18 protein-coding genes are annotated in these 24,951 nt (G+C 73.9%); 3 read left to right on the top strand and 15 right to left on the bottom strand.

Features of this window, described 5'->3' with window-relative positions; genetic code table 11:
- Nucleotides 1–22: 22 nt before the first annotated feature.
- The 3 genes from DTL70_RS08635 to DTL70_RS33460 form a co-directional block, all read right to left on the bottom strand.
- Nucleotides 23–1,918: an LCP family protein gene (locus DTL70_RS08635; protein ID WP_114021265.1), complete on the bottom strand. Its 1,896-nt coding sequence runs from the start codon at nt 1,916–1,918 to the stop codon at nt 23–25.
- The gene (gene nadD / locus DTL70_RS08630) at nt 1,915–2,550 is read right to left on the bottom strand and encodes a nicotinate-nucleotide adenylyltransferase (protein WP_114021264.1); all 636 of its coding nucleotides are present in this window, start codon (nt 2,548–2,550) and stop codon (nt 1,915–1,917) included. Before nadD ends, DTL70_RS08635 begins: the two co-directional genes overlap by 4 nt.
- Nucleotides 2,551–2,619: 69 nt before the next feature.
- Entirely contained in the window at nt 2,620–2,790 is a 171-nt protein-coding gene (locus DTL70_RS33460; RefSeq protein WP_181856594.1) for a hypothetical protein, read from the bottom strand.
- Between the two features lie 467 nt (nt 2,791–3,257).
- Here DTL70_RS33460 and DTL70_RS08625 point away from each other — a divergent pair, with 467 nt between their 5' ends.
- The gene (locus DTL70_RS08625) at nt 3,258–4,400 is read left to right on the top strand and encodes a M48 family metallopeptidase (RefSeq protein ID WP_114021263.1); all 1,143 of its coding nucleotides are present in this window, start codon (nt 3,258–3,260) and stop codon (nt 4,398–4,400) included.
- 178 nt (nt 4,401–4,578) lie between these two features.
- Here the strand turns inward: DTL70_RS08625 and DTL70_RS08620 are convergent, their stop codons facing one another.
- From DTL70_RS08620 to proB, 5 genes are all read right to left on the bottom strand, one after another.
- Nucleotides 4,579–5,703 (bottom strand): SCO2583 family membrane protein, encoded by a 1,125-nt coding sequence (locus tag DTL70_RS08620; RefSeq protein ID WP_114021262.1) that lies wholly within the window; start codon nt 5,701–5,703, stop codon nt 4,579–4,581.
- 195 nt (nt 5,704–5,898) lie between these two features.
- On the bottom strand, nt 5,899–6,603 hold the full coding sequence (locus DTL70_RS08615; protein WP_114021261.1) for an SCO2584 family spore wall biosynthesis protein: 705 nt from the start codon (nt 6,601–6,603) through the stop codon (nt 5,899–5,901).
- Between the two features lie 160 nt (nt 6,604–6,763).
- On the bottom strand, nt 6,764–8,128 hold the full coding sequence (locus DTL70_RS08610; protein ID WP_220183596.1) for a glutamate-5-semialdehyde dehydrogenase: 1,365 nt from the start codon (nt 8,126–8,128) through the stop codon (nt 6,764–6,766).
- Between the two features lie 153 nt (nt 8,129–8,281).
- Entirely contained in the window at nt 8,282–8,728 is a 447-nt protein-coding gene (locus tag DTL70_RS08605; RefSeq protein ID WP_425470336.1) for a hypothetical protein, read from the bottom strand.
- A gap of 185 nt (nt 8,729–8,913) precedes the next feature.
- On the bottom strand, nt 8,914–10,020 hold the full coding sequence (gene proB, locus DTL70_RS08600) for a glutamate 5-kinase (protein WP_114021292.1): 1,107 nt from the start codon (nt 10,018–10,020) through the stop codon (nt 8,914–8,916).
- 822 nt (nt 10,021–10,842) lie between these two features.
- Between proB and DTL70_RS08595 the strand changes: the two genes are divergently transcribed.
- Nucleotides 10,843–12,939 (top strand): hypothetical protein, encoded by a 2,097-nt coding sequence (locus DTL70_RS08595; protein WP_114021258.1) that lies wholly within the window; start codon nt 10,843–10,845, stop codon nt 12,937–12,939.
- A gap of 371 nt (nt 12,940–13,310) precedes the next feature.
- The gene (locus tag DTL70_RS08590; protein ID WP_114021257.1) at nt 13,311–14,561 is read left to right on the top strand and encodes a phospholipase D-like domain-containing protein; all 1,251 of its coding nucleotides are present in this window, start codon (nt 13,311–13,313) and stop codon (nt 14,559–14,561) included.
- A 79-nt stretch (nt 14,562–14,640) separates the two neighbouring features.
- Here the strand turns inward: DTL70_RS08590 and obgE are convergent, their stop codons facing one another.
- The 7 genes from obgE to DTL70_RS08555 all read right to left on the bottom strand — a co-directional run bounded on the left by obgE (nt 14,641) and on the right by DTL70_RS08555 (nt 24,894).
- Entirely contained in the window at nt 14,641–16,089 is a 1,449-nt protein-coding gene (gene obgE, locus DTL70_RS08585; protein WP_114021256.1) for a GTPase ObgE, read from the bottom strand.
- A gap of 176 nt (nt 16,090–16,265) precedes the next feature.
- Nucleotides 16,266–16,523 carry a 50S ribosomal protein L27 gene (gene rpmA / locus DTL70_RS08580; RefSeq protein WP_114021255.1) on the bottom strand — a complete coding sequence of 86 codons (258 nt, stop codon included), beginning with the start codon at nt 16,521–16,523 and terminating at the stop codon, nt 16,266–16,268.
- Nucleotides 16,524–16,536: 13 nt separating this feature from the next.
- Complete coding sequence (gene rplU, locus DTL70_RS08575; RefSeq protein ID WP_114018249.1) at nt 16,537–16,860, bottom strand: 50S ribosomal protein L21; 324 nt, start codon at nt 16,858–16,860, stop codon at nt 16,537–16,539.
- A 230-nt stretch (nt 16,861–17,090) separates the two neighbouring features.
- Nucleotides 17,091–21,716: a ribonuclease E/G gene (locus tag DTL70_RS08570; protein ID WP_114021254.1), complete on the bottom strand. Its 4,626-nt coding sequence runs from the start codon at nt 21,714–21,716 to the stop codon at nt 17,091–17,093.
- A gap of 247 nt (nt 21,717–21,963) precedes the next feature.
- Nucleotides 21,964–22,824, bottom strand: a complete 861-nt coding sequence (locus DTL70_RS08565; RefSeq protein ID WP_114021253.1) for a TIGR03936 family radical SAM-associated protein — start codon at nt 22,822–22,824, stop codon at nt 21,964–21,966.
- 277 nt (nt 22,825–23,101) lie between these two features.
- A complete protein-coding gene (locus DTL70_RS08560; protein WP_114021252.1) occupies nt 23,102–24,316 on the bottom strand; it encodes a hypothetical protein in 1,215 nt (404 codons plus the stop codon).
- Nucleotides 24,313–24,894, bottom strand: a complete 582-nt coding sequence (locus DTL70_RS08555; protein WP_114021251.1) for a GNAT family N-acetyltransferase — start codon at nt 24,892–24,894, stop codon at nt 24,313–24,315. The genes DTL70_RS08560 and DTL70_RS08555 overlap by 4 nt, the downstream gene beginning before the upstream one ends.
- Nucleotides 24,895–24,951: the final 57 nt, after the last annotated feature.

The following is a 24,951-nucleotide window of genomic DNA, read 5'->3' as shown; positions in this document are numbered from 1 at the left end:
GCGCACGGGGAGGCGCGCGGTCTCACCCTCCGTAGTCGGCGCCCAGCACGACGGTGACGTCCGCGTTGGCGGTGCCCTCTCCCTTGCGTACGGCGCCGCCCGGCAGGCCGAGGGTCTTGGCGACCTGCTCGGCCTTGGACTTCTGCGCCGCTTCCGCGTAGGTCACCAGCGAGGTGGTGCGGGTGGCGCCGGTGCCGCCCTTGACGACCGTGTAGCCGCCGTTGACCAGGGCGACGGACGCGGTGGCGTCCAGGCCGCGCTTTCCTGTGGCGTTCTTCAGGCTCACTCTGGGCGCCGCGTCGGGGTCGGAGTTCTTGACGGTACCGCCGAGGACCTTGCCCACGATCCGGTCGCTGACCTGCCCGCTGAGGGTGCCGTTCGCCCGCACGGGAACCACCTGGGAGCGGTAGTCGCCCTTCTTGGCGTGCGCGGCCAGTTTGGCGAGCGAGGCGCCGAGCTGCGGCTCGGACAGCGACGGGTCGGGGATCTGGCCCAGCGACTCGACGGTCCTGGTGGCCCCGCGCGGCTCGCTGGAGACCTTCTTGAGGACCGCCCGCATCACCTGGCCGAAGCGGGCGAGCTGCTTGTCCTGCGGCTCGCCCTGAGCCCGGTAGGTGGCGTAGGCGACGGCGGCCCTGCCGTCCATCTCCTGCGCCGAGCCCTTCTCGACGAGCGGTCCAGAGCCCTTCTTCTCACCGGGCACGGCGGTGTCCGTGTCCACGGAGATACCGCCCACGAGTTCGACGAGCTTCTCCAGGAAGGGCGTGTCCAGCCGCCAGGTGCCCTTGATGTCGGAGCCGAGCAGGGTGTTGAGCGCGTCCCTGGTGGGCCCCGCGCCCTGGTCGTCGACCGACTTGCCGAGCGTCGTGGTCGTCCCGTCCTCCGTGGTGACGGCCAGTGCGTTCGGCAGCAGCAGGGAGGTGCCCCGGCCCGTGCCGGCGTTGTCGACCAGCAGCGCGGTGGAACTGTCGCCGTTCTCCTCGCGCAGGTGTACGACGATGACGTCCCGGTGCTTGCCCGCCGCGGCCGCGCTCTTGCTCTCGCCGCCTCCGGTCCCCGGCAGCATGCCCGCGTACCAGAGGTAGCCGACACCGCCGGCCACCACGAGCGCCAGCACGACGACGAGCGCGACGATCCGGTTGCGGCCCCGGCGCTTGGCCTCCTCACGGCGCTCCGTGCGGGACTCGCTGAACTTCAGCCAGTCGATGACGTCCTCGGACTCGTCGCTGGCCTCCTCGACGAAGGAGAACTGCTCGGTCTGGTAGCCGTCCTCCCGGCCGCCGGACTGCTGACGCGCCTGCGGCGGCCGCCCGGGCGGATGCTGGCCCTGCTGCGCCTGCTCCGGCGCCTGCCGGTCCCGCGACGGCTCCCCGGGGCCGTAGGTCGCCTGCCGGGCCTGTTCCGGCGCGTACTGCTCCTGCGCGGGCGCCGGGGCCTGCTCGGGGAACCAGGCCTGCTGCTGGGTGTGCTGCGACTGCTGCGCGGCGGTCGGCTGCGAGGCGTGCGGGGTGGCCGGCTGCTGCCCGTACGCGGCGTGGGCGCCGTAGTCGTACGTGCCCGCGTGGCCGCCCTGCTGCGGGGCGGCCTCCGGATAGCCGGAGTACGCGTCGTGGCCCGGCTGCTGCCCGGTGGCACCGGCCTGGCCGTAGGAGTCGTAGGGGCCGTACCCACCCTGGCCACCCCCGGCGGGGTGCCCGGCCTGCCCGGCCTGGGCACCGTAACCGCCCCCGGCGTCGTGACCGCCCTGGGCGCCGTAACCGCCCCCGGCGTCGTAGCCGCCCGGGGCCTCGTAGCCGCTCTGGGCGCCGTAGGGCTGGTCGTACGCGTCCTGCCGGCGGTAGACGGGCCTGCCGTACTCGTCGTAGCCGATGATCTCGGGTTGTGGTGCGTACGGGTCGTATCCGTAGCCGTCGCTCACGCTGGCGATTCCTCCCCTGGGCCGCTCCGGTACAGCGCGCGTTTGCTGATGTACCGGACCACGCCGTCAGGGACGAGATACCAGACCGGATCGCCGCGTTCCACCCGTGCGCGGCAGTCCGTCGAGGAGATGGCGAGCGCCGGGACCTCCACCAGGGAGACGCCCCCCTGGGGCAGCCCGGGATCGGCCAGCGCGTGCCCCGGACGGGTGACGCCGATGAAGTGGGCCAGCGAGAACAGCTCTTCGGTGTTGCGCCAGCTGAGGATCTGCGACAGCGCGTCGGCGCCGGTGATGAAGAACAGGTCCGTGTCCGGGTTGGCCTCGGCCAGCTCGCGCAGCGTGTCGATGGTGTAGGTCTTGCCGCCGCGGTCGATGTCGATCCTGCTGACGGAGAACTGCGGGTTCGACGCGGTCGCGATGACCGTCATCAAGTAGCGGTCCTCGGCGGGCGAGACCTGCTTGTGGCTCTTCTGCCACGGCTGCCCGGCGGGGACGAACACGACCTCGTCGAGGTGGAAGCGTGCGGCCACCTCGCTCGCGGCCACCAGGTGGCCGTGGTGGATGGGGTCGAAGGTGCCCCCCATCACGCCGAGCCGCCGCTTACCGGTGCCGGGCACTATGTCCTCTCCCATGCGGGACGACCCTATCCTGTGCCGTTTCGTGAGACGTGTGTACGGACGCCCGCGCCCCGGCCGGGACGCTCAGCGGTCCCGGTTGAAGCGGGTGGTGATCCACAGCAGCAGGAAGAGCGCGACGAGCGCGCCCCCGCCCGTCAGATACGGGCTGAGGCTCTCGTGCCGTGCGCTCTCGCCGTGCTCGCCGCTGGAGGCGAGGGTCAGCAGGGCGTCGTGTGCGGTGCTGGGCAGCATCATCGTCGGCAGAACCTATCCCGTGAGGCGCGGACACTGGGTGGCGCTTCTCCGGGCCGCACACCATGGGGCGGCACGAAGTGCGCAGCCACATCGTAAGCGGCCGCCTCCCGACGGCTCACGCCGACTCAGCCCACACGGGTCGGGAGGCCCGCGAAACGGGTGGGGAGAGGGCGGTGAGCGGGGTCGGTGCGTGAGAGGTGAGCGGGGCGGTGCGGCAGAAGGGGGACGTCCCGACGCAACGGGAGGGCCGCGCTCCGCGTCCCACACTCCAGGGTCTCTCGGCTGGATCTGGCTGGATCAGGGAGCGGGGTCCGGTGCGTGCTCTCGCAAGGCGGAGGAGGAAGTCCCTGCGGAGCAGCGGCGACCGACGACAACGCCGCGAGAGTGCGTGCCGGACCCCGCGAGCCCAGCAAGATCCAGCCGAGAGGCCATAGTGTGGACAGCCCAGTCGAGGAGGGGGAAAGACCATGACAGACGGCACTGGCGGTACGGATCGCCTGCCGGGCCGCGAGAGGCGGCGCTTCCCGGGTATCTCATCCCGGGCGTACGAACACCCGACCGACCGCTCGGCGCTGGTGTCGCTGCGCAAGCTGAGCGGTTTCGACACGGTCGTCAAGGCGCTGAGCGGGCTGCTGCCCGAGCGCAGCATGCGGCTGCTGTACCTCTCCGACTCCGTCCGGGTCAGCGACCAGCAGTTCGCGCACCTCAACGCGATGCTGCGGGACGCCTGTTACATCCTGGACCTGGAGAAGGTCCCGCCGATGTACGTCACGCAGGACCCGAAGCCCAACGCGATGTGCGTGGGCATGGACGAGCCGGTGATCGTGCTGACCACGGGCCTGGTCGAACTCCTCGACGAGGAGGAGATGCGCGCCGTGGTCGGCCACGAGGTCGGGCACGCCCTCTCCGGTCACGCCGTCTACCGCACCATCCTGCTGTTCCTGTCGGACCTCGCCATCAAGATCGCGTGGATTCCGCTGGGCAGCGTCGCGGTGCGGGCGCTGGTGATCGCCCTGCGCGAGTGGTTCCGCAAGTCGGAACTGTCCGCGGACCGCGCTGGGTTGCTGGTGGGTCAGGACCTGCAGGCGTCCATGCGGGGCCTGATGAAGCTGGCGGGCGGCAACCACCTGCACGAGATGAACGTGGACGCCTTCCTGGCGCAGGCCAAGGAGTACGAGGCGGGCGGCGACGTGCGCGACTCCGTACTCAAGGTCATGAACGTGCTGCCGCGCAGCCACCCGTTCACCACCGTGCGCGCCGCCGAGCTGAAGAAGTGGGCGGAGAGCCGCGATTACCAGCGGATCATGGACGGCCACTACCCCCGGCGCCAGGAGGACAAGGAGGCCTCGATACGGGACTCCTTCCGTGAGTCCGCGACCCACTACTCGGACTCGATGCGCAACAGCAAGGACCCGCTCATGGGCATCGTGCGCGACATCGCGGGCGGCGTCGGGGACGTCGGCGGCCGGCTGCGCGACACCTTCACGGGGCGGGGCTCCGGCGGCGGCCAGGGCGGCTCGAGGGGCAGCACCAACGGCGGCGACGGCAACGGCGACACCGGCTCGGACGCGGACGGCACCGGACGCCCCGGCGGGTCAGAACCGAGCTGACGCGCCGGCCCCGCGCCGCCCGTGACCGCCCAACGCGCGAGAGCTGCGCGCGGCGGGGAACAGCGGGCCTGAACGCGGAAAGGGCTGAACGGGCTCGGGAGGACTCAGGAGGGCTCGGAAGGGGTCGGGAAAGGGTCAGAAGAGCTCGGAAAGGGCTGAGGCTTCAAGGAGAAGAGCCTCAGCCCTTCTCCTTGAAGGGATGGGCCGGGCTCGGCTGGGCACTGGGCGCCAGCAGCCCGCACATGGAGGCGGTGGACCGGCCCCGCGCGAAGGGGTCGGTCCCCGCCTTTCCCGCGTCCTTGGCCCTCTCCCCCGCCAGCAGCGGCGCCAGGCTGTCCGCGGGGTCCTCGCCGCAGTTCATCGGCCCCGCCCGCATCGAGACCTGGCGCAGGGTGACCTGGTGGTCGCGCAGGTCACCGCGCTCGAAGTGGAAGCGCACCTCGCGGCGCACGGAGAAGAGCGAGGTGCCCCGCTCGGCGTCCTCGCCCTCGCCGGCGTCGGCGGGCCGTACGGCGTACACGAAGACGTGGTCGGCGGTGACCTCCAGCGCGTTGGCGGAGACCTCCTGCGCGGTGAGGGTGCCGTGGACGCGCACCTGCTCGCCGGCCAGCGCCGCCTTGGCCGGGTCGAAGCGCACCATCCAGGCGGTGGCGGCATGCCGTCCGTCGTTGCGTGGGTTGTTCACGCTCTGGTCGAACTGGCGGTGCTGGCGCGGATCGAGCAGCTCGCGCACGGGCCGCACGGCGCTGCCGGTGAGGACCCTGGGGTCGAGCGAGCTCTGGACGATGTAGTCCTTGGCCCCCAGCAGCGCGGCCTGGACCTGGTTTTGGGTGAAGTGGTCGCTGCTGCGAACGGGTGAGGGCAGCGTCACCCCGTCGGCCCCCTTCTCGAAGCTCGCGGCGGGGCTGTGCTCGAACAGGTCGTCGGGCGTGGCACCGGCGACGGAGCCGAGAGGTGCGAGCGGCATCAGTTCGCTGTGCACGGGCTCGGCCTCCGGCTTGGCGGGCGACCTGTAGGGGTTCCGTATGCCCATGTAGATCGCGGTGCCGAAGGCCAGGGCGATCAGCAGGACCAGGATCAGGCCCTGCCGGGAGAAGCCCAGGCCCAGCCGGCCGTGGCGTTCCCCCTCGGGGCGGGGGCGGACGGCGGCGTGCTCGTCGTCGTCCAGCCGCTCCTGGGCGGAGAACTCCTGGAGCTGCGCAGCGTTGACGAACGACTCGTCGAACACCAGGGACCGGTATTCGTCGTCGCCGCCGGGAGCCCCGTCGGGCGTCCCGTCAGGAGGTTCCACTCGCCCTGCCATACCCACAGGGTAGAACCGCGCGCAGGGAGGTAAACGACGTGGTCCCGGACAACTTGCCGAAACGCCGGGGTCCTGTTCTCCTACGCCGTCCGCCGGGCGTGCGGGGGTGGTGGGCGGGCGGCGTCAGCCGCCGGATGGCTGCGTGCGTCAGCCGCCGGATGGCTGCGTGCGTCAGCCGCCGGATGGCTGCGTGCGTCAACCGCCGGGCGGCTGCGCGGTGACGGTGGGCAGCGCGCCGAGTTCGGTCGGCTCCACGCCGGTGGAGGCGGGCGGCGGGACGGGCTCGTCGCGCTGGTCGGAGGTGCCCCGGTAGAGGGCGGAGAAGGCGAGCGCGACCATGCCGATCCCCATCACGACGGCGAGCACCCAGGCGATCGGCCGCTGCCAGCTGCGGTGGCCCCGGTAGGGGCGCGGAGCGCCGCCGCGCGCCGCGTACGGGCCGTGGGCGCCCCGCGCGTACCCGAAGTCGGCGCCGTGTTCGTACGCCTCCAACTCGGGCGGGAGCCCGCCGGGGCCGTACTCCCCGTAGGGGTCGGGGCGGTCGAACCTGTCGTCGTCACCGTCCGGGTCCTCATCCCAGGCGCCGTCCTCGGGCGGCTCGCCGTACGGGGACTCCGGGAACTCGACCAGACCGCGGCCGTGCACCAGGCCGTCCTCCGCCACCCGCGGAGCGTCGGTCTCCGTGTGCTCTGCGTTCTCCGGGTGCTCTGCGTGGTCCGCCCGCGACTGGGCAGCGGCCGCGCGCACGCGCTCCGCCGCGCTCGGCTCATGGACCTGCGCGGCCCGTACGAAACTCTCGTCGAGCACCACGGAGGCGAACGCGTCGTCCGCCGCCCCGTGGTCGCGGTACTCGGGCTCCTCACCGTCCGGGAACGGCTGGCCCCCCACCTCGTCCGGCACGCGGTCCAGCGTAGACCTATGCGGTCAATTTGGGCAGGGCGAACGGGAATCCGGCCAGGGTCGGCGGGAAGAGGGCGGGAAACGCACCCGGCGCCGTCCCGCCGACCGGTCCAGCGGGACGGCGGCTCAACAGGACAGGGGGCTCAGCAGGACAGGCGGCTCAGCGGCGGATGTGCCCCTCACCGGTGACCACGTACTTCGTCGAGGTCAGCTCGGGCAGCCCCATCGGACCGCGGGCGTGCAGCTTCTGCGTGGAGATGCCGATCTCGGCCCCGAATCCGAACTGCGAGCCGTCGGTGAACCGGGTGGAGGCGTTGACCATGACGGCCGCGGAGTCCACCAGCGCGGTGAAGCGGCGGGCCGCCGCCGTGTCCGCGGTGACGATGGCCTCGGTGTGCCCTGAGGACCACGTGCGGATGTGCTCGACGGCGGCGTCCAGGGAGGGCACGACCGCCGCGGCGAGGTCGTGGGAGAGGTACTCGTCGGCCCAGTCCGCCGCAGTGGCCGGCACCACCGCGGGGCCGTGCGCGCCGTCACCCGCCTTCTGCCAGGCCGCGTCGCCGTGCACCGTCACGCCCGCCTCGGTCAGCGCTTGCAGGGCGCGCGGGAGGAAGACGTCGGCGATGCCCTCGTGCACCAGCACGGTCTCGGCGGCGTTGCAGACGCTGGGACGCTGGGCCTTGGAGTTGACGAGGATGGCCAGCGCCGTCTCCACATCGGCGCTCTCGTCGACGTAGACGTGGCAGTTGCCCGTGCCGGTCTCGATGACGGGCACCGTCGACTGCTCGACCACCGTCTTGATCAGCGAGGCACCGCCGCGCGGGATCAGCACGTCCACCAGGCCGCGGGCGCGCATCAGCTCGGTGACGCTCTCACGGCCGCGTCCGGGCACCAGCTGCACGACGTCGGCGGGGAGCCCCGCCTCGGCCACCGCGTCCCGCACCACGGCCACCAGGGCCGTGTTGGAGGCGTGTGCGGAGGAGGAGCCGCGCAGCAGGACGGCGTTGCCGGACTTGAGGCAGAGCGCCGCCGCGTCGACGGTGACGTTGGGGCGCGCCTCGTAGACGATCCCGACGACGCCGAGCGGGACGCTGACCTGCCGCAGCTCCAGACCGTTGGGCAGGGTCGAGCCGCGCTGGACCTCGCCCACGGGGTCGGGCAGCGCGATCACGTCGCGCACGTCGGAGGCGATGGCCGCCACCCGCTCGGGCGTGAGGGTGAGCCGGTCGACGACGGACTCGGGGGTGCCCTCGGAGCGCGCCGCGGCGACGTCGTCGGCGTTGGCGGCGACGATCTCGCCCGTGCGCGCGACGAGCGCGTCGGCGACACCGGCCAGCGCGGCGTCGCGGAGCGTGCGGGGCGCCGGGGCGAGGGCCGCTGCGGCCGTGCGCGCACGCCGCGCCACCGCGTGCACGGGGCTGTCCGCCGCCGGTGCGGCGGCGCCGGGCCGAGGGGCGTCGGCCGGAGGCGTCGGGGCCCCGCCGGCCGGGGACGTCGGGGAGCCGCTGGTCTGGGATGCGCTCATGGCGCGCATGGTAGCCGGGGCCCGCGGCGGGGCGCCCCGGCGTCTCACGGCCGTGCCGTACGGGCCGGCCGCGCACGGCACAGCCCGCGTACGGGTGGCGGCCCGCACACGGGTCGGAGCAGCCCGGGTGCGGCCGGAGCAGCCCGGGTGCGGTCAGAAGGGGTGGACTCCGACCGGGCTGGCCGGTGGCGGCCCGTAGCCCTCCGCCACCCGCTGGTGATAGGTCTCGCGGCCGATCACCTCCAGTCCGACGATCTCCCAGGGCGGCAGCTTGGCCGAGGACCGGTGCTCGCCCCACAGCCGCAGCGCCACGGCGGCGGCGTCGTGCAGGTCCTCCGCCTCCTCCCAGTAGCGGATCTCTGCGTGGTCGTTGGCGTAGCGGCTGGTCAGCAAGAAGGGGTGATCGTGAGCGAGCTGTTCGAGGGCGCTGCGCACCTCGGCAAGCGGCGCCTCCCGCCCGGCGACGCTGAGCGTGATGTGCCAGAGCCGGGAGCCGATGCGTTCCTCGGACTGGGGAGAAGGCGCCATGTCGACGCTGGCCAGTCGTCCCACCGGTGGCCTCCTGGAGTGGTGCTGGTGAGTGCGGCGTGGGGGGAGGATGCGTGCACGTGCGGGTGCACGTGCCGCGCGGACCGCCCGAGTCAAAGTTGACCAGTCCACGCGGGCCCGTGGGGCCGTTTTGCGGAAGGTGTCCGTGGAAAGGCTGGTCTTTTTCCCTGTCCCCATCGGGTAGGGCACCGCTCAGCTGTACGACCGGCACGGGCCGCACACCCGCCCGGCACCCCTCACGAGCGCAGCAACACCAGGTCGTCGCGGTGGACGACCTCCCGCTCGTAGGCCGGCCCCAGCTCCCTGGCCAGCTCGCGGGTGGAGCGGCCGAGCAGCCGCGGCAGCTCCTTCGCGTCGAAGTTCACCAGTCCCCGCGCCACCGCACGCCCCGCGGCGTCCCGCAGCTCCACCGGATCACCCGCCGAGAAGTCGCCCTCCACACCGGCGATGCCCGCGGGCAGGAGCGAGGTACGGCGCTCCACGACGGCCCGCACGGCACCCTCGTCCAGGGTGAGCGCCCCGGTGGGCGCCGAGGCGTGCGCGAGCCACAGCAGTCGCCCCGCGGCGCGTCGCCCAGTCGGGTGGAAATAGGTGCCCGTCTCGCGACCCGCCAGCGCGTCCGCCGCGTGCACGGCGGAGGTCAGCACCACGGGCACCCCGGCACCGGCCGCGATGCCCGCCGCCTCCACCTTGGTGACCATGCCGCCGGTGCCCACACCCGCGCGGCCCGCGCTGCCGATGTCCAGGCCCTCCAGCTCGGCCGGGCCGCGCACCTGGTCGATGCGGCGGGTGCCGGGCGTGGCCGGGTTGCCGTCGTAGAGGCCGTCCACGTCGGAGAGGAGGACCAGCAGGTCGGCGCGGACCAGGTGGGCGACGAGCGCGGCGAGCCGGTCGTTGTCGCCGAAGCGGATCTCGTCCGTGGCCACCGTGTCGTTCTCGTTCACGACGGGCACCGCGCCCATCGACAGCAGCTGCCCGAGGGTCCGGTAGGCGTTGCGGTAGTGGGCGCGGCGGCTGGTGTCGTCGGAGGTCAGCAGCACCTGCCCGACGCGGCGCCCGTAGCGCGCGAAGGACGCGGTGTAGCGGGCCACCAACAGCCCCTGCCCTACGCTGGCCGCGGCCTGCTGGCGGGCCAGGTCGCGGGGGCGCTTGGTGAGGCCCAGCGGGGCGAGTCCCGCGGCGATGGCGCCGGAGGAGACGAGCACGATCTCCCGGTCGGGGCGCCCGGCGTGCTGGGCGAGGACGTCGACGAGGGCGTCCACCCGGTCGGCGTCCAGGCCGCCGGCCGCGGTGGTCAGCGACGAGGAGCCGACCTTGACGACCACGCGGCGGGCGTCCCGCACGGCCGCACGGTACGACGCCTCGGACCCCGGCCGGCGGCGCGCCGCACCGCTGTCCGTCACCACCCCCGGCAGCGCGTCGGCCGCGACGCCCCCTGGCGTCCCGGCCACACCGGCCGACGGCGCCTCGGCCACACCGTCCCCTGGCGTCTCGTCCGCGCCGTCCCCTGACGTCTCGGCGGCACCGGCCGACGGCGCCTCGGCCACACCAGCCTCCGGCATCTCGGCCACACCCGCCGACGGCGTCTCGGCGGCACCAGTCACCGGCATCCCGGCGGGATCGGCCGATGGCCCCGCGGCCACACCGACTCGTGGCCCCTCGGCCGCGCCTGTCCCGGGCGCCTCGGCCACACCGCCCGATGGCGCCTCGGCGGCACAGGCCGATGGCGCCTCGGCCGGGCCGCCGTCGGGCGGGTGCGCCACGCCGTCGCCGGGTGTCGCCTCTCCGCCGTCGCCGCGCGGCGCGGCCGCGCCGTCGCCGCGCCGCTCGTCGCCGGTGGTTCCCGTCCTGCCTGCCACGCCCGTCCGTACCCCTCGTACCCATGCCCGCCGCGGCGCCCGGGGTGCCCGTGTGCGCCCCTGACCGGTGACCCGCCGCGGGTTCTCGTCCGCAATCTACGTCAGCGCTGGTCCGGGGCGCTCATCCGTTCCGCGCAATGGACGGGGGCGGATGGTTACCTTTGACCACGTAAGCACGTATCCGGGTCCGTCGAAGATTGTCACTTGACCCGCGGGCGACATACGGTCAGGGGTCGACCCTGGCCCCACCGCCACCGGCCGCCCCTTTTCTGCAGACCCTCGATCTCCATGCCAGGAGCCCAGCCCGTGCCCTCTGCCGGACTCTCCCCACGACGCGCCGTGCAGCTCGCGGCGCTGCTCGCGCTGGCGGTGTTCTACACCGCACAGCTCGCGGGTGCGCTGTTGCCGAACGTGCCCGTCTTCCTCACCGCCTCCCTGGCGGGCCTCGCTCTCGACCTGTACCTGACGCACCGGCAGCCGGGGCTGCTGGCCCTGCTCGGGAAGGTCCGTTTCGACGTCACCACCCGCCAGCTGCTGCGCGACATGCTGATCGTCATCGGGCTGGTCCGGATCCCCGACGTGCCGCCGGACATAGAGCGCCCGCTGACCCTGTTGCTGCTGCTCGCCTACGCGGCGCACTTCCTGTGCCAGGCGGTGGCCCAGCTGGTGCGCCGTACCCGCACCCTGCCGGTCGTCACCCGCAACATCGACGCCTCGGCGCTGCGGCTGACCGCCGCGCCCTCCCGGCTGCTGGCCCGGCAGCCCAGCCGCAGGCTGCTGCGCTTCTCGATCCCCGGCACCGTCGGGCTGATGCTCTCCGCCGGCCTCTCCCAGCAGGAGTGGGGTCTGGTCGGGATCAGCTGCACGTTCCTGCTGTCGCTGGGCAGCGCGGTCTACCTGGGCACCTGGCTGCTGCCCAAGAAGCGCTCCCGCAGCGAGAACGAGGTCATGGCGTGGCTGGACAAGTGGCTGGCGGCCTACAAGCCGACCGTCGGCATGTACTTCTCCGGCGGGACGACCAGCGCCTACCAGGCGAACATGTGGCTGAGCACGCTGGCCGAGCTGGACGGGCGGCCGCTGATCGTGCTGCGTGAGCGGTTCATGGTGCAGAAGATCGACGCCACCGACGTCCCGATCGTCTGCATCCCCAAGGTCGCCCACCTCATGCACCTGGAGCACTCCACGCTGAAGGTGCTGCTGCACCCGGCGAACTCCGGCAAGACCTCGCAGGTGCTGCGCATCCCCACCCTCAAGCACGCCTTCATCAACCACGGCGAGTCCGACAAGCTCTCTTCCTGCAACCCCTACGCCAAGGCCTACGACCAGGTGTGGGTCGCCGGCGAGGCCGCCCGCGAGCGCTACGCGCTCGCCGAGGTGGGAGTGGACGACAAGGACGTCGTCGAGGTCGGCCGCCCCCAGCTGACCCCCATCCAGCACGCCGACGAGCGGGCCGCGGCCCCCGCGAGCGACTACACCACGGTGCTGTACGCGCCGACCTGGGAGGGCTGGGACGGCAACCCGGGCAACACCTCGGTGCCGCTGGCGGGCGAGCACATCGTCGCCGCGCTGCTGGCCGACCCGAAGGTGCGGCTGCTGTACAAGCCGCACCCGATGACCGGCTCGGTGGACCCGCGTGCGGGCGCCGCCGACCAGCGCATCCGCGCCATGATCATGCAGGCCAACGTGGAGCGCGGCGCCGGGCGCCGCGACCCGCAGGCCACCGCCGAGCTGGAGCGGCGGACGGCCGTCCTGGACGAGGCCACCACCGCGGCGTTCCGCGCCAGCGCGGACGAGATGGAACGGATGAAGGGCCAGGGCGCCCCGCAGGAGGGCAACGCCGAGCGGGTACGCGAGGCGACCGAGGCGTGGGAGGCCGCCTACTGGGCGTCCTTCCCCGTCTCCGAGCACCAGATCGTCACCGGGCCGCGCCCGGCGATCTTCAGCTGCTTCAACCAGGCCGACCTGCTGATCTCGGACGTCTCCTCCGTCGTCTCGGACTACCTCAGCAGCGAGAAGCCGTACGCGGTGGCCAACACCAGCGGTATGACCGAGGAGGAGTTCCGGCACGCCTTCCCGACGGTGCGGGCCGGAACGGTCCTCACGCCCGACGCCCGGCAGATCCCGGCCCTGCTGGAGTCGGTGCGCGACGCGGGCAAGGACACGCTGGTGGGGGCGCGCAAGGAGCTCAAGACGCGCCTGCTGGGCCCCTCGGAACCGCCGTCGCTCGCGCGCTTCAACGCCGCGGCGCTGAAGCTCGCCGACGAGACGGAGGCCCGCAACGTGCGGGTCGCGCGGCGCACGGCCGAGATCCCCGGACAGCGGGAAGCGGAGGAGGCCGCCGAGGAGGCGGAGATGGAGGCGCCGGGCGGCGCCTCCGATCCGGAGGACGCGGTCACCCCGTAGCCGTGCCAGGCCAGGGCGTGGTCACCCCGTAGCCGCGCCTGGCCAGGGTCCGGTCACTCAACGCCGCGCCCGGCCGGGATCCGGTCGCTGAGCAGCCGTGCCCGGTCGGAGCGTTCCAGCGCAGCCGTCACCCGTTCGGGCGGCGTGTGCGGCGCACACCGGCGCACGGGAGCGCGAGACGGCGGAAGGGCCCCAGGAGGATTCGCCTCCTGGGGCCCTTCCGTCTTCGTGCGTCACACCAGCCCCAGGCGTAGCGGCTGGGCGGCGAGACGGGCTGAGCAGGAGCTTCTGGCGTCCCTACCCTCGCTTGCGACCCGGCCGTACCTCCCGGTACGGCCGCACGGTCCGCACCAGCCGCCAGGAGGGCCCCTTTGTCACGTCTGCGAGCCGCCGCACCGCCCCTCGCCCTGCTGCTCGGCGCCGGGCTCACGCTCACCACTCCCCCGTCCGCCGCGGCGGCCTCCCCGGGCACAGGACCCGTCTTCAACCAGCCGAACGGCACCGCCGCGCAGCAGCGCGCCATCCGCAGCGATCTGCTGGACCGCGTCGAGGCCGCCGCCCCGCGCTCCACCATCAAGGTCGCGCTCTACCACTTCTGGGACGCCGAGGTGGCCCGCGCGCTCGCCACCGCGCACACCGCGCCGGAACGCCGCGTGAACGTCCAGGTGATGCTGGACGAGTCCAGCGTCAGCTCCATGCCCTCCAGCACGTCCTACTCCATCCTGCGCGAGGCGCTGGGCACCGACCGGGCGAAACGGTCCTTCGTCGGACTCTGCCCCGAGAACAAGTCGTGCCTGGGCGACCCCTCGGCCGGCAACTCCATCGCGCACAACAAGTTCTGGCTCTTCTCGCGGACCGGCGGTTTACGCGACGTCGTGGTGCAGACGTCCTCGAACCTGTCGACGGGCAGCTACACCAAGTTCTGGAACGACGCGATGGTCGTCGCCCAGCGCGGCACGTACGCCGCCTACAGCCGCTACTTCGACAAGGTCGCAGGATCCGACTGGCGCTCCTGGCGCTACACCCGCGCCGCCGCCTCCCCCTACACCAGCTACTTCTTCCCGCGCCCGCGCGGCGGCGACACCGTGACGGGCATCCTCGACAACGTCACCTGCCGCTGGAAGGACGCCTCGGGCAGCCACCGCACCCGGGTGCGGCTGGCGATGTTCAAGCTCACCCGCCAGGGCGTCGCCGAGAAACTCGCCTCCCTCCAGCGCCAGGGCTGCGCCGTCGACATCGTCTACGCCCAGACCGACAGCGAGGCCAGCACCGGCTCCCCCGGCACCTGGGAGGCCCTGCACGCGCCGGGCGGGCCGACCGTGCGGTGCCTGCACTACGACGACGACGGCGACCCCGGCACCTCCCGCGAAGTCGTCCACTCCAAGACCCTGATGATCTCGGGACGTTACGCCAAGGCCACCGACAAGCTCGTGTGGACGGGCAGCCACAACTACTCGGGCCCCGCCCTGACCAAGAACGACGAGACGCTGTTGAAGGTGGACAGCGACAGCGTCCACGACGCCTACGCCGACCGCTACCGCGCCCTGCGCGCCTCGGCCCTGCCCGGCACCCGCGACAACACCCCCAGTTGCAAGGGTGTCAGCCCCCAGCCGGAGGACTGAGGACCTCGGACCTGCCCCTCACGTCACGACCGCCGTGGGATCCCCTGGCGAGGGGATACCGACGGCAGTCGCCGGACGGTCACTCGAACGGGTCGAAGCCCTCGTACTCGCCCAGGGCCGCGTCCTCGTCGGCACGCTCGGCCTCGCGGTCGCGGCGGCGCTGCGCCGCGGGGCGGGGCGCGTCGAAGCGCTGGTCCTCGCCGCGGCGGCCGAGCATCTCCGCGCCGCTGATCATGGTCGGTTCCCAGTCGAAGACGACCGCGTCGTCCTCGGCGCCGATGGCCACGCCGTCGCCCTCCCGGGCGCCGGCCTTGAACAGCTCCTCCTCGACACCGAGGCGGGCGAGGCGGTCGGCGAGATAGCCCACGGCCTCGTCGTTGTTGAAGTCGGTCTGCCGCACCCAGCGCTCCGGCTTCTCGCCGCGCACCCGGAACATGCCCTCGTCGAGGCGGGTCACCGTGAAGCCCGAGTCGTCCACGGCCTTGGGGCGGATCACGATGCGGGTGGCCTCCGGCGCCGGACGTGCCGCGCGGGCCTCGTCGACCAGGCGGGCGAGCGCGTACGACAGCTCCTTGAGGCCCTGCCGGGAGACGGCCGAGACCTCCAGGACGGGCAGGCCGCGGGCCTCGATCTCGGCCCGTACGAGGTCGGCCAGGTCCTTGCCCTCGGGAATGTCGGTCTTGTTGAGGACGACGACGCGCGGGCGGTCGTCGAGACCGCCGTAGCGGGACAGCTCCGACTCGATCACGTCGAGGTCGCTGAGCGGGTCGCGGTCGGTCTCCAGCGTGGCGCAGTCCAGCACGTGCACCAGCACGGAGCAGCGCTCGACGTGCCGGAGGAATTCGAGACCGAGGCCCTTGCCCTCGCTGGCGCCGGGGATCAGCCCTGGCACGTCCGCGATCGTGTAGACCGTCGCGCCCGCGGTGACCACGCCCAGGTTCGGCACCAGGGTGGTGAAGGGGTAGTCGGCGATCTTGGGCTTCGCCGCGGAGAGCACCGAGATCAGCGACGACTTGCCGGCGCTCGGGTAGCCGACGAGCGCGACGTCCGCGACCGTCTTCAGCTCCAGCACCACGCCCCGCTCCTCGCCGGGCTCCCCCAGCAGGGCGAAACCGGGCGCCTTGCGCCGCGCGGAGGCCAGCGCGGCGTTGCCGAGCCCGCCCCGGCCGCCCTGCCCGGCGACGAAGGTGGTGCCCGCACCGACCATGTCGGCCAGCACCTCACCGCTGCGGTCGAGGACGACGGTGCCCTCCGGCACCGGAAGCACCAGGCTCTTGCCGTCCTGCCCCGAACGGTGGCCGCCCTCGCCCGGCCTGCCGTTGGTGGCCTTGCGGTGCGGGCTGTGGTGATAGTCCAGCAGCGTCGTCACGTCCGGGTCGACGACGAAGACGACGTCGCCGCCGCGCCCGCCGTTGCCGCCGTCCGGGCCGCCGAGCGGCTTGAACTTCTCCCGGTGCACGGAGGCGCAGCCGTGCCCACCGTTACCCGCGGCGACGTGCAGTTCGACGCGGTCCACGAAGGTGGTCATAGGGGTGTGCCTCCAAGGCGTGCTGGTGTGCTGCGGTACCGGGGTGCTGAGGTACCGCTGACGTACTGAGGGGGAACGCACCGAGGGCGGACCCGCTTCCCTTCCGTACGGCGCGTGCGCGTACGGCGGGGAGAGGAGGTCCGCCCTCGGAGTGAGTGAGTGTGCCGTCCGGCTGCTTACTGAGCGGCCGGGACGACGTTCACGACCTTGCGGCCGCGGTGGGTGCCGAACTGCACCGCGCCCGCGTCCAGCGCGAACAGGGTGTCGTCGCCGCCGCGGCCGACGCCCGTGCCCGGGTGGAAGTGGGTGCCGCGCTGGCGGACCAGGATCTCACCCGCGCTGACGACCTGACCGCCGAAGCGCTTCACGCCGAGAAACTGCGGGTTGGAGTCGCGACCGTTCCGGGTGGACGATGCGCCCTTCTTGTGTGCCATCTCTCCTCAGTCCTTACTTCTTGGCCGGGGCGGGGATGTCGGTGACCTTCAGCGCGGTGTGCAGCTGGCGGTGGCCGATGCGCTTCTTGTATCCGGTCTTGTTCTTGTACTTCTGGATCCGGATCTTGTCGCCCTTGTGGTGGTCCACCACCTCGGCCGTGACCTTGACACCGTCCAGCACCCAGGGGTCGCTGGTGACCGCGTCACCGTCGACGACGAGCAGGGTCGAGAGCTCGACGGTGTCGCCGACCTTGCTGGTGGAAATACGGTCAACCTCGATGACGTCGCCCACAGAGACCCTCTGCTGGCGCCCGCCGGTGCGCACGATCGCGTACACGCGGAACTCTCCTTCGCTCGAAACGGTGCCCCTGATGCCAGCCGTCCGACGCCCACGCCGAGCGCGGAGCTGATCCGGAAGGATTGAACGGCCTCTCCCCCGGAAGGGGAGGTGGTTGCTCAGGAGCGGCGCGTCGCAGAAACGACACGCCGACGGTCAAGGATACCCCATCCGGACGGGCCTCCCGTCCGGCCCTGTGGCACCCCCGACCTCGCCGCCCGGTGCCCGGGTCACTCCTCGGAAGCCGGTGCCGACACCGATGACGTGCCCTCCTGACCGGCCGCGGCCGTCTTCTTGGCGGCGCTCTTCTTCGCGGTCTTCTTGGCCGTCGTCTTCTTGGCGGTCGCCGTCTTGGCCGTGGTCTTGGCGGCCGTCGTCTTGGCCGCCGCCTTCTTGGCCGTGGCCTTCTTCGCCGTCGTCGTCTTCTTGGCCGTGGCCTTCTTGGCGGTCGTGGCCGTCTTGGCGGCCTTCGCCGTCTTCTTGGCGGCCTTCTTCTCCGGCGCGGACTCCGACTCCGGCTGCGCGTCCGACTGCGACTCGGAGCGCGCTTCCGCCGCGGCCTCCTGCTCGGGGGCCGTGGTGGTCACCGTGCGCGTCACCCTGCGCCGGCGCCGTGCGGGAGCCACGTCGGTGACGACCTCGCCACCGTCCGCAGGCTCGGCAGCGGCGGCGGGTGCGGGGGACTCCTCGGCGGTGACGACCGTCACCGCACCGGTGTCATCACCCGTACGGGGCGATCCGGCCGGAGCGCTCGCCTTCCGCGTCGCCCGCCGGCGGGCCCGAGGCGCCGCGGCAGCGGGCTCGGACGCCGACGCCGGCTCCGCGGCGGGCACCGGCTCCGGTGCGGCCTCGGCGGCGGGCTCGGTCGCGACCGGCTCGGCGGGGCGGACCACCTCGGCGGCCTCGCTCGCGGCCTTCGGCGGCGAGCCGGCGGGCGCGCCCGCCTTCCGGCTGCCCCGGCGCCGGCCACGGCCCCGCGAGCCGGACGCCGCCGCCTCCGCCTCGGCCGCGCTGCTGAACAGGTCCTCGTCCGGGACGAACTCGACGGGCGCCGGTGACAGCTGCGCCGCCTCGGGCGCCGTGTCGGCGGGCTCCACGGCCGCGGCCGCCAGGGCGGTCGCGGGCGAGGGCTCCGGAGCGGCCCGCTCCTCGGCCCGCTCCGACCTGCCGCCATGGCGACCGCCGCCCTTGCCGGAGGTCTCCCCCTTGCCGGGCGCCTCCGACCTGGCGTCCGCCTTGGCCGTGTCCTTGGGCTCGGCCTTGGCCTCGGCCCTGGCTTCCGCCTTCGTCTCGCCCTTGCCCTTGCCCTTCTTGCCCTTCTTGCCGCCGCCACCGGCGCCCGACGCGGCCGTCACCTGGTCCAGGTGCACGATCACGCCGCGCCCGTTGCAGTGGACGCACGGCTCGGAGAACGACTCCAGCAGCCCCTGACCGACCCGCTTACGGGTCATCTGCACGAGGCCCAGCGAGGTGACCTCCGCCACCTGGTGCTTGGTGCGGTCCCTGCCCAGGCACTCCAGCAGGCGGCGCAGCACCAGGTCGCGGTTGGACTCCAGGACCATGTCGATGAAGTCGATGACGATGATGCCGCCGAGGTCGCGCAGCCGCAGCTGGCGGACGATCTCCTCGGCCGCCTCCAGGTTGTTCCTGGTGACGGTCTCCTCGAGGTTGCCGCCCTGGCCCGTGAACTTCCCGGTGTTGACGTCGACGACGATCATCGCCTCGGTCCTGTCGATCACCAGCGAGCCGCCGCTGGGCAGCCACACCTTGCGATCCAGCGCCTTGGCGAGCTGCTCGTCGATGCGGTACGTGGCGAACACGTCCACGTCCGAGGTCCACTTCTGGAGCCGGTCGGACAGGTCGGGCGCCACGTGCTCGACGTAGCCGTGGATGGTCTCCCACGCCTCGTCGCCGCTGACGATGACCTTGGAGAAGTCCTCGTTGAAGATGTCCCGCACCACGCGGACCGTCATGTCCGGCTCGCCGTACAGCAGCGTGGGCGCGTTGCCCTTCTGGGACTTCTTGCGGATGTCCTCCCACTGGGCCTGCAGCCGCTCCACGTCGCGGCGCAGCTCGTCCTCGCTGGCGCCCTCGGCCGCGGTGCGCACGATGACGCCCGCGTCCTCGGGGACGACCCGCTTGAGGATCTGCTTGAGCCGCGAGCGCTCGGTGTCCGGCAGCTTGCGGCTGATGCCCGTCATAGAGCCCTCGGGCACATAGACGAGGTAGCGTCCCGGCAGCGAGACCTGGCTGGTCAGACGGGCGCCCTTGTGCCCGATCGGGTCCTTGGTGACCTGCACCAGCACCGACTGGCCCGACTTGAGCGCGGTCTCGATGCGGCGCGGCCCGCCCGACATGCCCAGGGCCTCGAAGTTGACCTCGCCCGCGTACAGCACGGCGTTGCGGCCCTTGCCGATGTCGACGAAGGCGGCCTCCATCGACGGCAGGACGTTTTGCACCTTGCCCAGGTAGACGTTGCCGACGTAGCTGGTCGACTGCTCCTTGTTGACGAAGTGCTCGACGAGCACGTCGTCCTCCAGGACGCCGATCTGGGTGCGCTCGCCGCTCTGGCGGACGATCATCTCCCGCTTGACGGCCTCGCGGCGGGCGAGGAACTCCGCCTCGGTGATGATCGGCACCCGGCGGCGGCCCTGCTCGCGCCCCTCGCGGCGGCGCTGCTTCTTGGCCTCCAGTCGCGTGGACCCCTTGATGGCCTGCACCTCGTCGGCCGGCTCGGTGTCCTTCTTCTTGCGGGGCTCGCGGACCTTGACGACGGTGCGCTCGGGGTCGTCCGCGGGGGCGGGCCCACCCGAACGCTCCTCCGCATCCCCCGAACGGCGACGACGGCGCCTGCGACGGCGCGAGCTGCTCGTGGAGCCGCCGCCCGCGGCGTCGCCCTCCTCGTCGCCCTCGGCGCTCTCCGCCCCGGCGGCCCCTTCGCCCTCGGCGGCCTCGGTGTCCCGGGCCGCCCGGGGGCCGGCTTCCGCCTCGTCGAAGTCCGCGCCCTCGCCCTGCTCGGCGCTCTCGCCCCGGCGACGGCGGCGACCGCCCCGGCGGCGGCGGCGCGTGGGACGCTCGCCGCCCTGCGCGGCCTCGTCCTCCTCGCCCTCCGGCTCGCCGTCGCCCTCGGCGCCGGTCTCGGCGCCGGTCTCGGCGTCGGCCTCGGCCTCCTGCTCGGACGTACGGGTCTCGCGCTCTTCCCGGCTCTCTTCACGGGGGGCCTGCTCGGACGCGTCCGCACGGCGGCGACGGCGACGGCGCGTGGCGCCCGCGCCCTCCTCCGCCGCCTCCGGCTCCGACTGGTGCTCCTCCTCCGGTTCGCTCCCGGCCCGGCGCTCGGCCTCGGCCTCGGCCGCGGCGCTCTGCGGGGTCTGGAAGGCGGGCTCGGCGAAGACGGGGGCCTGGAAAACCGTCATGGGCGGTGTCGGGCGCTTGCGGCGACCGGCCTGCTCCTCGGCCTCCTCACCCTCGGTGGCCTCGGCCGCCGGCTCGGCGCGCCGCCGCTTCTTCGGCGTCGGCGGCGCCGCGAAGCCGCGGGCGACCCGCGGGGCCGCACGGCCCTGGTCACCCTCCTCGGCCCCGGCCCGCTCATCGGCGCCGGCGGCCGGCTCCTCGGCCCCGTCCGTGACCCGGCGCCTGCCCGCCTTGCCACTCCTGGCCGACTGTCCTGCCTGCTCCGTCTCGTCCGGCTTGCGGGTCGCCCGGCGCCGGGAGCGGCCCTGGGTGCCGGAGGCCGACTCGGCCGCGGGCTCCTCCTCGGCAGCGCCTTGGGCCGCTGCGGGCGCCGGTGCGGGCGCCTCGGGCTCGGCGGCCGACTGTGCGGCCTCCCCAGTCGGCTGCGCGGCCGACTGCCCGGTCGCCTCGGTCGCGCCCGACGTGCGGGTGGCGCGGCGGCGGGTGCGGCTCTTGGGCCCCTCCGTGCCGTCCTCGGACGGGCGGGTGGCGCGCGGGCTCTCCGGCTGCGCCGACGTCTGATCGGTGGCCTCGGCTGCGGCGTCGGCGCCCGGCGTCTCGGGCGCCGTGGTCGCGCGGGTGGCGCGGCGGCGGGTGCGCGGTGCGGGCTGCTCGGCGGCGTCCTCACCGGCTGATCCGGTGGTCGTCGTCTGTGCGGTGGCGGCAGGCGCGGCCGTCTCCTGCTCCGGGGTGGCGGACGAGGCCTTGCGGCTGGTGGCCCGGCGCCGGGTGCGGGCCTTGGGGGCCTGCTCCCCGGGCTGCTCGGCTTCGGCCGGCGCGCCGGAGGCCTCCCCCTCGGTGGAGCCCCGCTCGGGCTGCTCGGCCGCGGCCGGGGAGCCGGCGGGAGCGGTGGCCTTGCGGGTGGCGCGGCGCCGGGTGCGCGGCTTCGGCTCCTCGGCGGCGGCCGCGGGCGCCTCGCCGGCCCGCTGGTCGCCGTCGGCCGAGGGCTGCCGCGCATCGGTGGCCGGGGCCTCGGCGGGCTGGGTCTCGGCGGGTTGGGGCGCGGAGGCGGCCGGCGGCGGGGACCCCGCGGGGGCCGTCGCCTTACGGGTGGCGCGGCGGCGGGTGCGCGCGGCGGGGGCCGGGGCGTCGGCGGCGTCACCGGCCTGCGGGGCATCGGGGCCTGCGTCCTGCGGGGCCTGGGCCGCACTGTCGCGCACCGTGAGGGCCTCGGGCCCGGAAGCGGACGCGTCAGCACCCGTGGGCGGTCCTGCGGGGCGGCTGGCCGCGCGACGGCGGCGGGCAGGCAGCGTGTCGCTGGGCGTGCTCTGCGCACCCCCCGCGGTCTCCGGCGCCTGGGCGCTCCCGCCACCGGCGGTGGCCTCGCCGGAGACGACGGACCCCGCGGAAGCGGCGCCGGTCGTGGAAGCCTCTGCCTCGTTGGATTCAGTTGGTTCGAGCATGCGGGCGGTTCTCCCGTCACGCTCCCGGGCGCCGCGCTCGTTCGTACCGGGGCGGCCCACCCGGGGGGCGGGCCGCTCTCCGGGGCGCGGGCGCCGCACGGGAGCTGTTGTCTCACTCGCCGGTTCCGGCCCTTGTCCGGCCCGGCTACGGCGAAAGTCTGCTGGTCTGTGCGCTCGCCTGCCGTACAGCGGCCCGGGTGGCTCCCTGGCGTGCGTTCGGCGGCGGCGCGCGGCTTCGGCGGCGCTCCTACGCGGTGTCGCCCGGCACCGTCCCGGCGCTGGAAACCCCGGCGCCTGTGGGCTCCGGGACCGCGTCACGGTCGGGTGCGAACGGGTCGGTCACCGTGCCGCTCTCCTCGTCGAGCGGCCCCTGCGCCAGCCTGGTCACCGCTGCGGGGACCGGCGGCGCCAGGTCGGCCGTAGCGCGGAGACCGGACAGGACGTCGTCGGGTCGTACGGCAGGTGTCACGTGTCGTACTACCAGCCGCAGTATCGCACAGCCCCCCTCGCCCGGCCTATCGGCGGCGTCCTCGGAGGTGGCGGCGTCCTCGGAGGAGGCGGCGCCCCCGGCCCTCGGCTCCTCCCCCGGCATGCGGCCGGCAGGTACCCCCGGAGCAGGGGCCACCCCGAGCGCCAGGACGGCGGCGCGGGCGTCGAAGGCGCGGATGCCCTTCTTGGTCCGGCGCTCGACCTCGACCGTCTCGGCCGCCAGGAACGCCTCGGCCGCGGCGCGTGCCGTCCCCGGCTCCACGCGGTCGAGCCGCAGCTCCCACTCGGAGGCCTCGAGCCGGTCGCTGAAATCGGAGCCGTGCGCCTCGACCGCGTCGACGACGTCGAGGCCGTCCGGCATGTAGGCGTCCAGCAGCGCGCGCAGCTGCTCTGGGTCACGCCGCTGGACGAGGGCGATCTCCAGGTACTCGGCCTCGCTGCCGGTTCCGGTCGGAGCGGCGTTGGCATAGCTGACCTTGGGGTGCGGGGTGAACCCCGCCGAGTACGCCATGGGCACTTCGGCGCGGCGCAGGGCCCGCTCGAAGGCTCGCTGGAAGTCGCGGTGACTGGTGAACCGAAGGCGGCCTCGCTTGGTGTAGCGCAGACGGACGCGCTGCACGGCCGGTGCGGGCGGCGGGCCTTCGGGCTGTCGCTTGCCCAGTGGTTCTCTCCTCGGTGCCGGGCGGCACGCTCAGGCGGGCCGCCCCTGTCTGACAGGACGATACGAAGGCGGAGGTCCGCACCGGCCGCCCGCGGCCCCGCGTGAGCGCGGAGCACCTCGCCTGCGGCCGAACGCCACGCATCCTGGGGCCCGTCCCCGGGGTCCCCTGGGACCGGCACCCGGACGCGTTGTGCGTTTGTGCGGATGATCCTTCTGCCCAGGGTACGCGGCCGTCCTACGGCAGCGGCTCCCGCTCCCGGGAGCGGGGCGCTCCGACAAGGGCGCGCCGCAGCTCGCTCCTGGTCGCACGGAAGGAGGACCGGGCCGCGGCGAGGGCAGCGCCGACCGCGCGTCCGGCATCCCGCAGGGAGCCGCCCACCGCACGCCCGGCGTCCCGCAGCGCGCGGCCCGTGGCGCGTGCGGCCCGTGCCGTGGGCCGCCACATCCACGTCCGCAGCGCGCGGCCCGCCGGAGCGAGCACGTACCGCCACAGCGCGACGCACGGCACGATCAGCAGCACGTACAGGCCCCGGCCGACGGCGTGGAAGAGCGCGGCCATCACCCGGCCCGCCACCTGCCAGGCCACCACGGCCGCGCCGGCGATCTCCCGCACGAGCAGGGCGAGCCCCCGTCCGAGCGGCGTGAGGACCCAGCGGTGGAGGGCGAGTGCCGGGAGGACGCACAGGTGGCGGCCGAGCCACGCCAGGGCCGCGCCGGTGCCGCGGACGACGGCCACCACGGCGTGCCCCAGCGGGGTGAGGACGTGGCGGTGGAGGCCCACCGCGGGTGCCACGGCCAGCCACCGCCACAGCCAGGCCGCGAGCGCGCCGACGCCCCTGCCCGTGGGGGCCAGCCCCCGACGCCACAGCAGCACAGCGGGCAGCACCAGCAGATACCGGCCCAGCAGGCCCAGACCGCGCCCGGTGCCCCGGGTGAGCGGTGCGAGGAGGTGGGCGTACAGCCAGCCGGCGGGAACGACGACGAGGGCCCGGCCGAGGGAGGCGATGCCGCCCGCGAGCGCGCGTCCGGCCCTGGCCAGTCCGCGCCCTGCGGCGGCCAGCCCCCGGCCTGCGGCGGCCAGTCCGTGCCCGGCGGGTACCAGGACGTAGCGCCACAGGCCGGCCCAGGGCCAGACGAAGAGGATCTTCGCTGTCCAGGTCAGCACGAGGGCGACGCCGCTGCACACAGGAGCGAGCAGATTGCGCCACAGCCACCCCGCGGGCGCCACGACGCAGGTACGGCCCAGCCACGCCAGCCCGCGCCCCACCGGCACCAGCACGCCCCGGGCGAACGCCCGCCAGGCCAGCCGCAGCCCGTCCCAGACCATGCGGACGGGCAGCACCAGCACGAACATCACGATCCGCACCGGCCACCGGACGACCGCGGTGAGGCAGCCCCCGGGGTCTTCGCCGCGCGGAACCGACCCGTGCCGTGGCTGATATGCGTTCACGCGGAAGAGGACGGGGGCGAGGACGCCGCCGGTTCGGCCGCCGGTGTGGCGATCCAGTAACGGAGCTTGACCCCGCGCCGGTCCTCGAAGACCCCGCCGCACGCCTCGATCACCCTGCGGGACGCCACGTTGTCGTGGTCGCAGGTCACCAGCGCCCGCTCCAGACCGAGCGCCGCGGCGCGCGGCAGGGCGGCACGCAGCATCGCGGTCGCGTAACCGCGGCGCCGCGCGGTCGGCCGCACGTCGTAGCCGATGTGGCCGCCGTACTCCAGCAGCATGGCGTTGAGCCGGTGGCGGACGGCGATCCGGCCGTAGTACGTGCCACCCTCCACGTACCAGTAGGTGGAGGTGGGCACGTAGCCGAGGGCGGCGGCCGTCTCCTCCGTGGACTGGCTGCGGGCGAAGGCCACGTACTCGGCGAAGACGTCGGCGTTCTGCCAGCTGTCCCCGAACCTGCGCAGGTCACGGGCGATCGCCGAGCCGTCCGCCGGCGCACCGCGCCCCTCGGCGGCGAACTCCTCCATCGCGGCGACGAAGGAGCGGTGCACGGCGGTCGTGGGCTCACTCAACTGGGGCATCGCGCCAGTGTGCCAGCGCCATCGGACGGCGGCCCCCAGAGACCGACAGGGGCCCGC

Origin of the sequence: Streptomyces diacarni, assembly GCF_003323715.1 — a bacterium.
In the GTDB taxonomy this organism is placed as follows: domain Bacteria; phylum Actinomycetota; class Actinomycetes; order Streptomycetales; family Streptomycetaceae; genus Streptomyces; species Streptomyces diacarni.
This window is presented reverse-complemented; position numbering and strand designations above follow the sequence as displayed.

Excerpts from the sequence above, each read along its gene's own strand:
- nadD (WP_114021264.1), bottom strand. The coding sequence starts at position 2,550 with ATGGGAGAGGACATAGTGCCCGGCACCGGTAAGCGGCGGCTCGGCGTG.
- DTL70_RS33460 (WP_181856594.1), bottom strand. The coding sequence starts at position 2,790 with ATGATGCTGCCCAGCACCGCACACGACGCCCTGCTGACCCTCGCCTCC.
- DTL70_RS08625 (WP_114021263.1), top strand. The coding sequence starts at position 3,258 with ATGACAGACGGCACTGGCGGTACGGATCGCCTGCCGGGCCGCGAGAGG.
- DTL70_RS08620 (WP_114021262.1), bottom strand. The coding sequence starts at position 5,703 with ATGGCAGGGCGAGTGGAACCTCCTGACGGGACGCCCGACGGGGCTCCC.
- DTL70_RS08610 (WP_220183596.1), bottom strand. The coding sequence starts at position 8,128 with ATGAGCGCATCCCAGACCAGCGGCTCCCCGACGTCCCCGGCCGGCGGG.
- obgE (WP_114021256.1), bottom strand. The coding sequence starts at position 16,089 with ATGACCACCTTCGTGGACCGCGTCGAACTGCACGTCGCCGCGGGTAAC.
- rpmA (WP_114021255.1), bottom strand. The coding sequence starts at position 16,523 with ATGGCACACAAGAAGGGCGCATCGTCCACCCGGAACGGTCGCGACTCC.
- DTL70_RS08570 (WP_114021254.1), bottom strand. The coding sequence starts at position 21,716 with ATGCTCGAACCAACTGAATCCAACGAGGCAGAGGCTTCCACGACCGGC.
- DTL70_RS08555 (WP_114021251.1), bottom strand. The coding sequence starts at position 24,894 with ATGCCCCAGTTGAGTGAGCCCACGACCGCCGTGCACCGCTCCTTCGTC.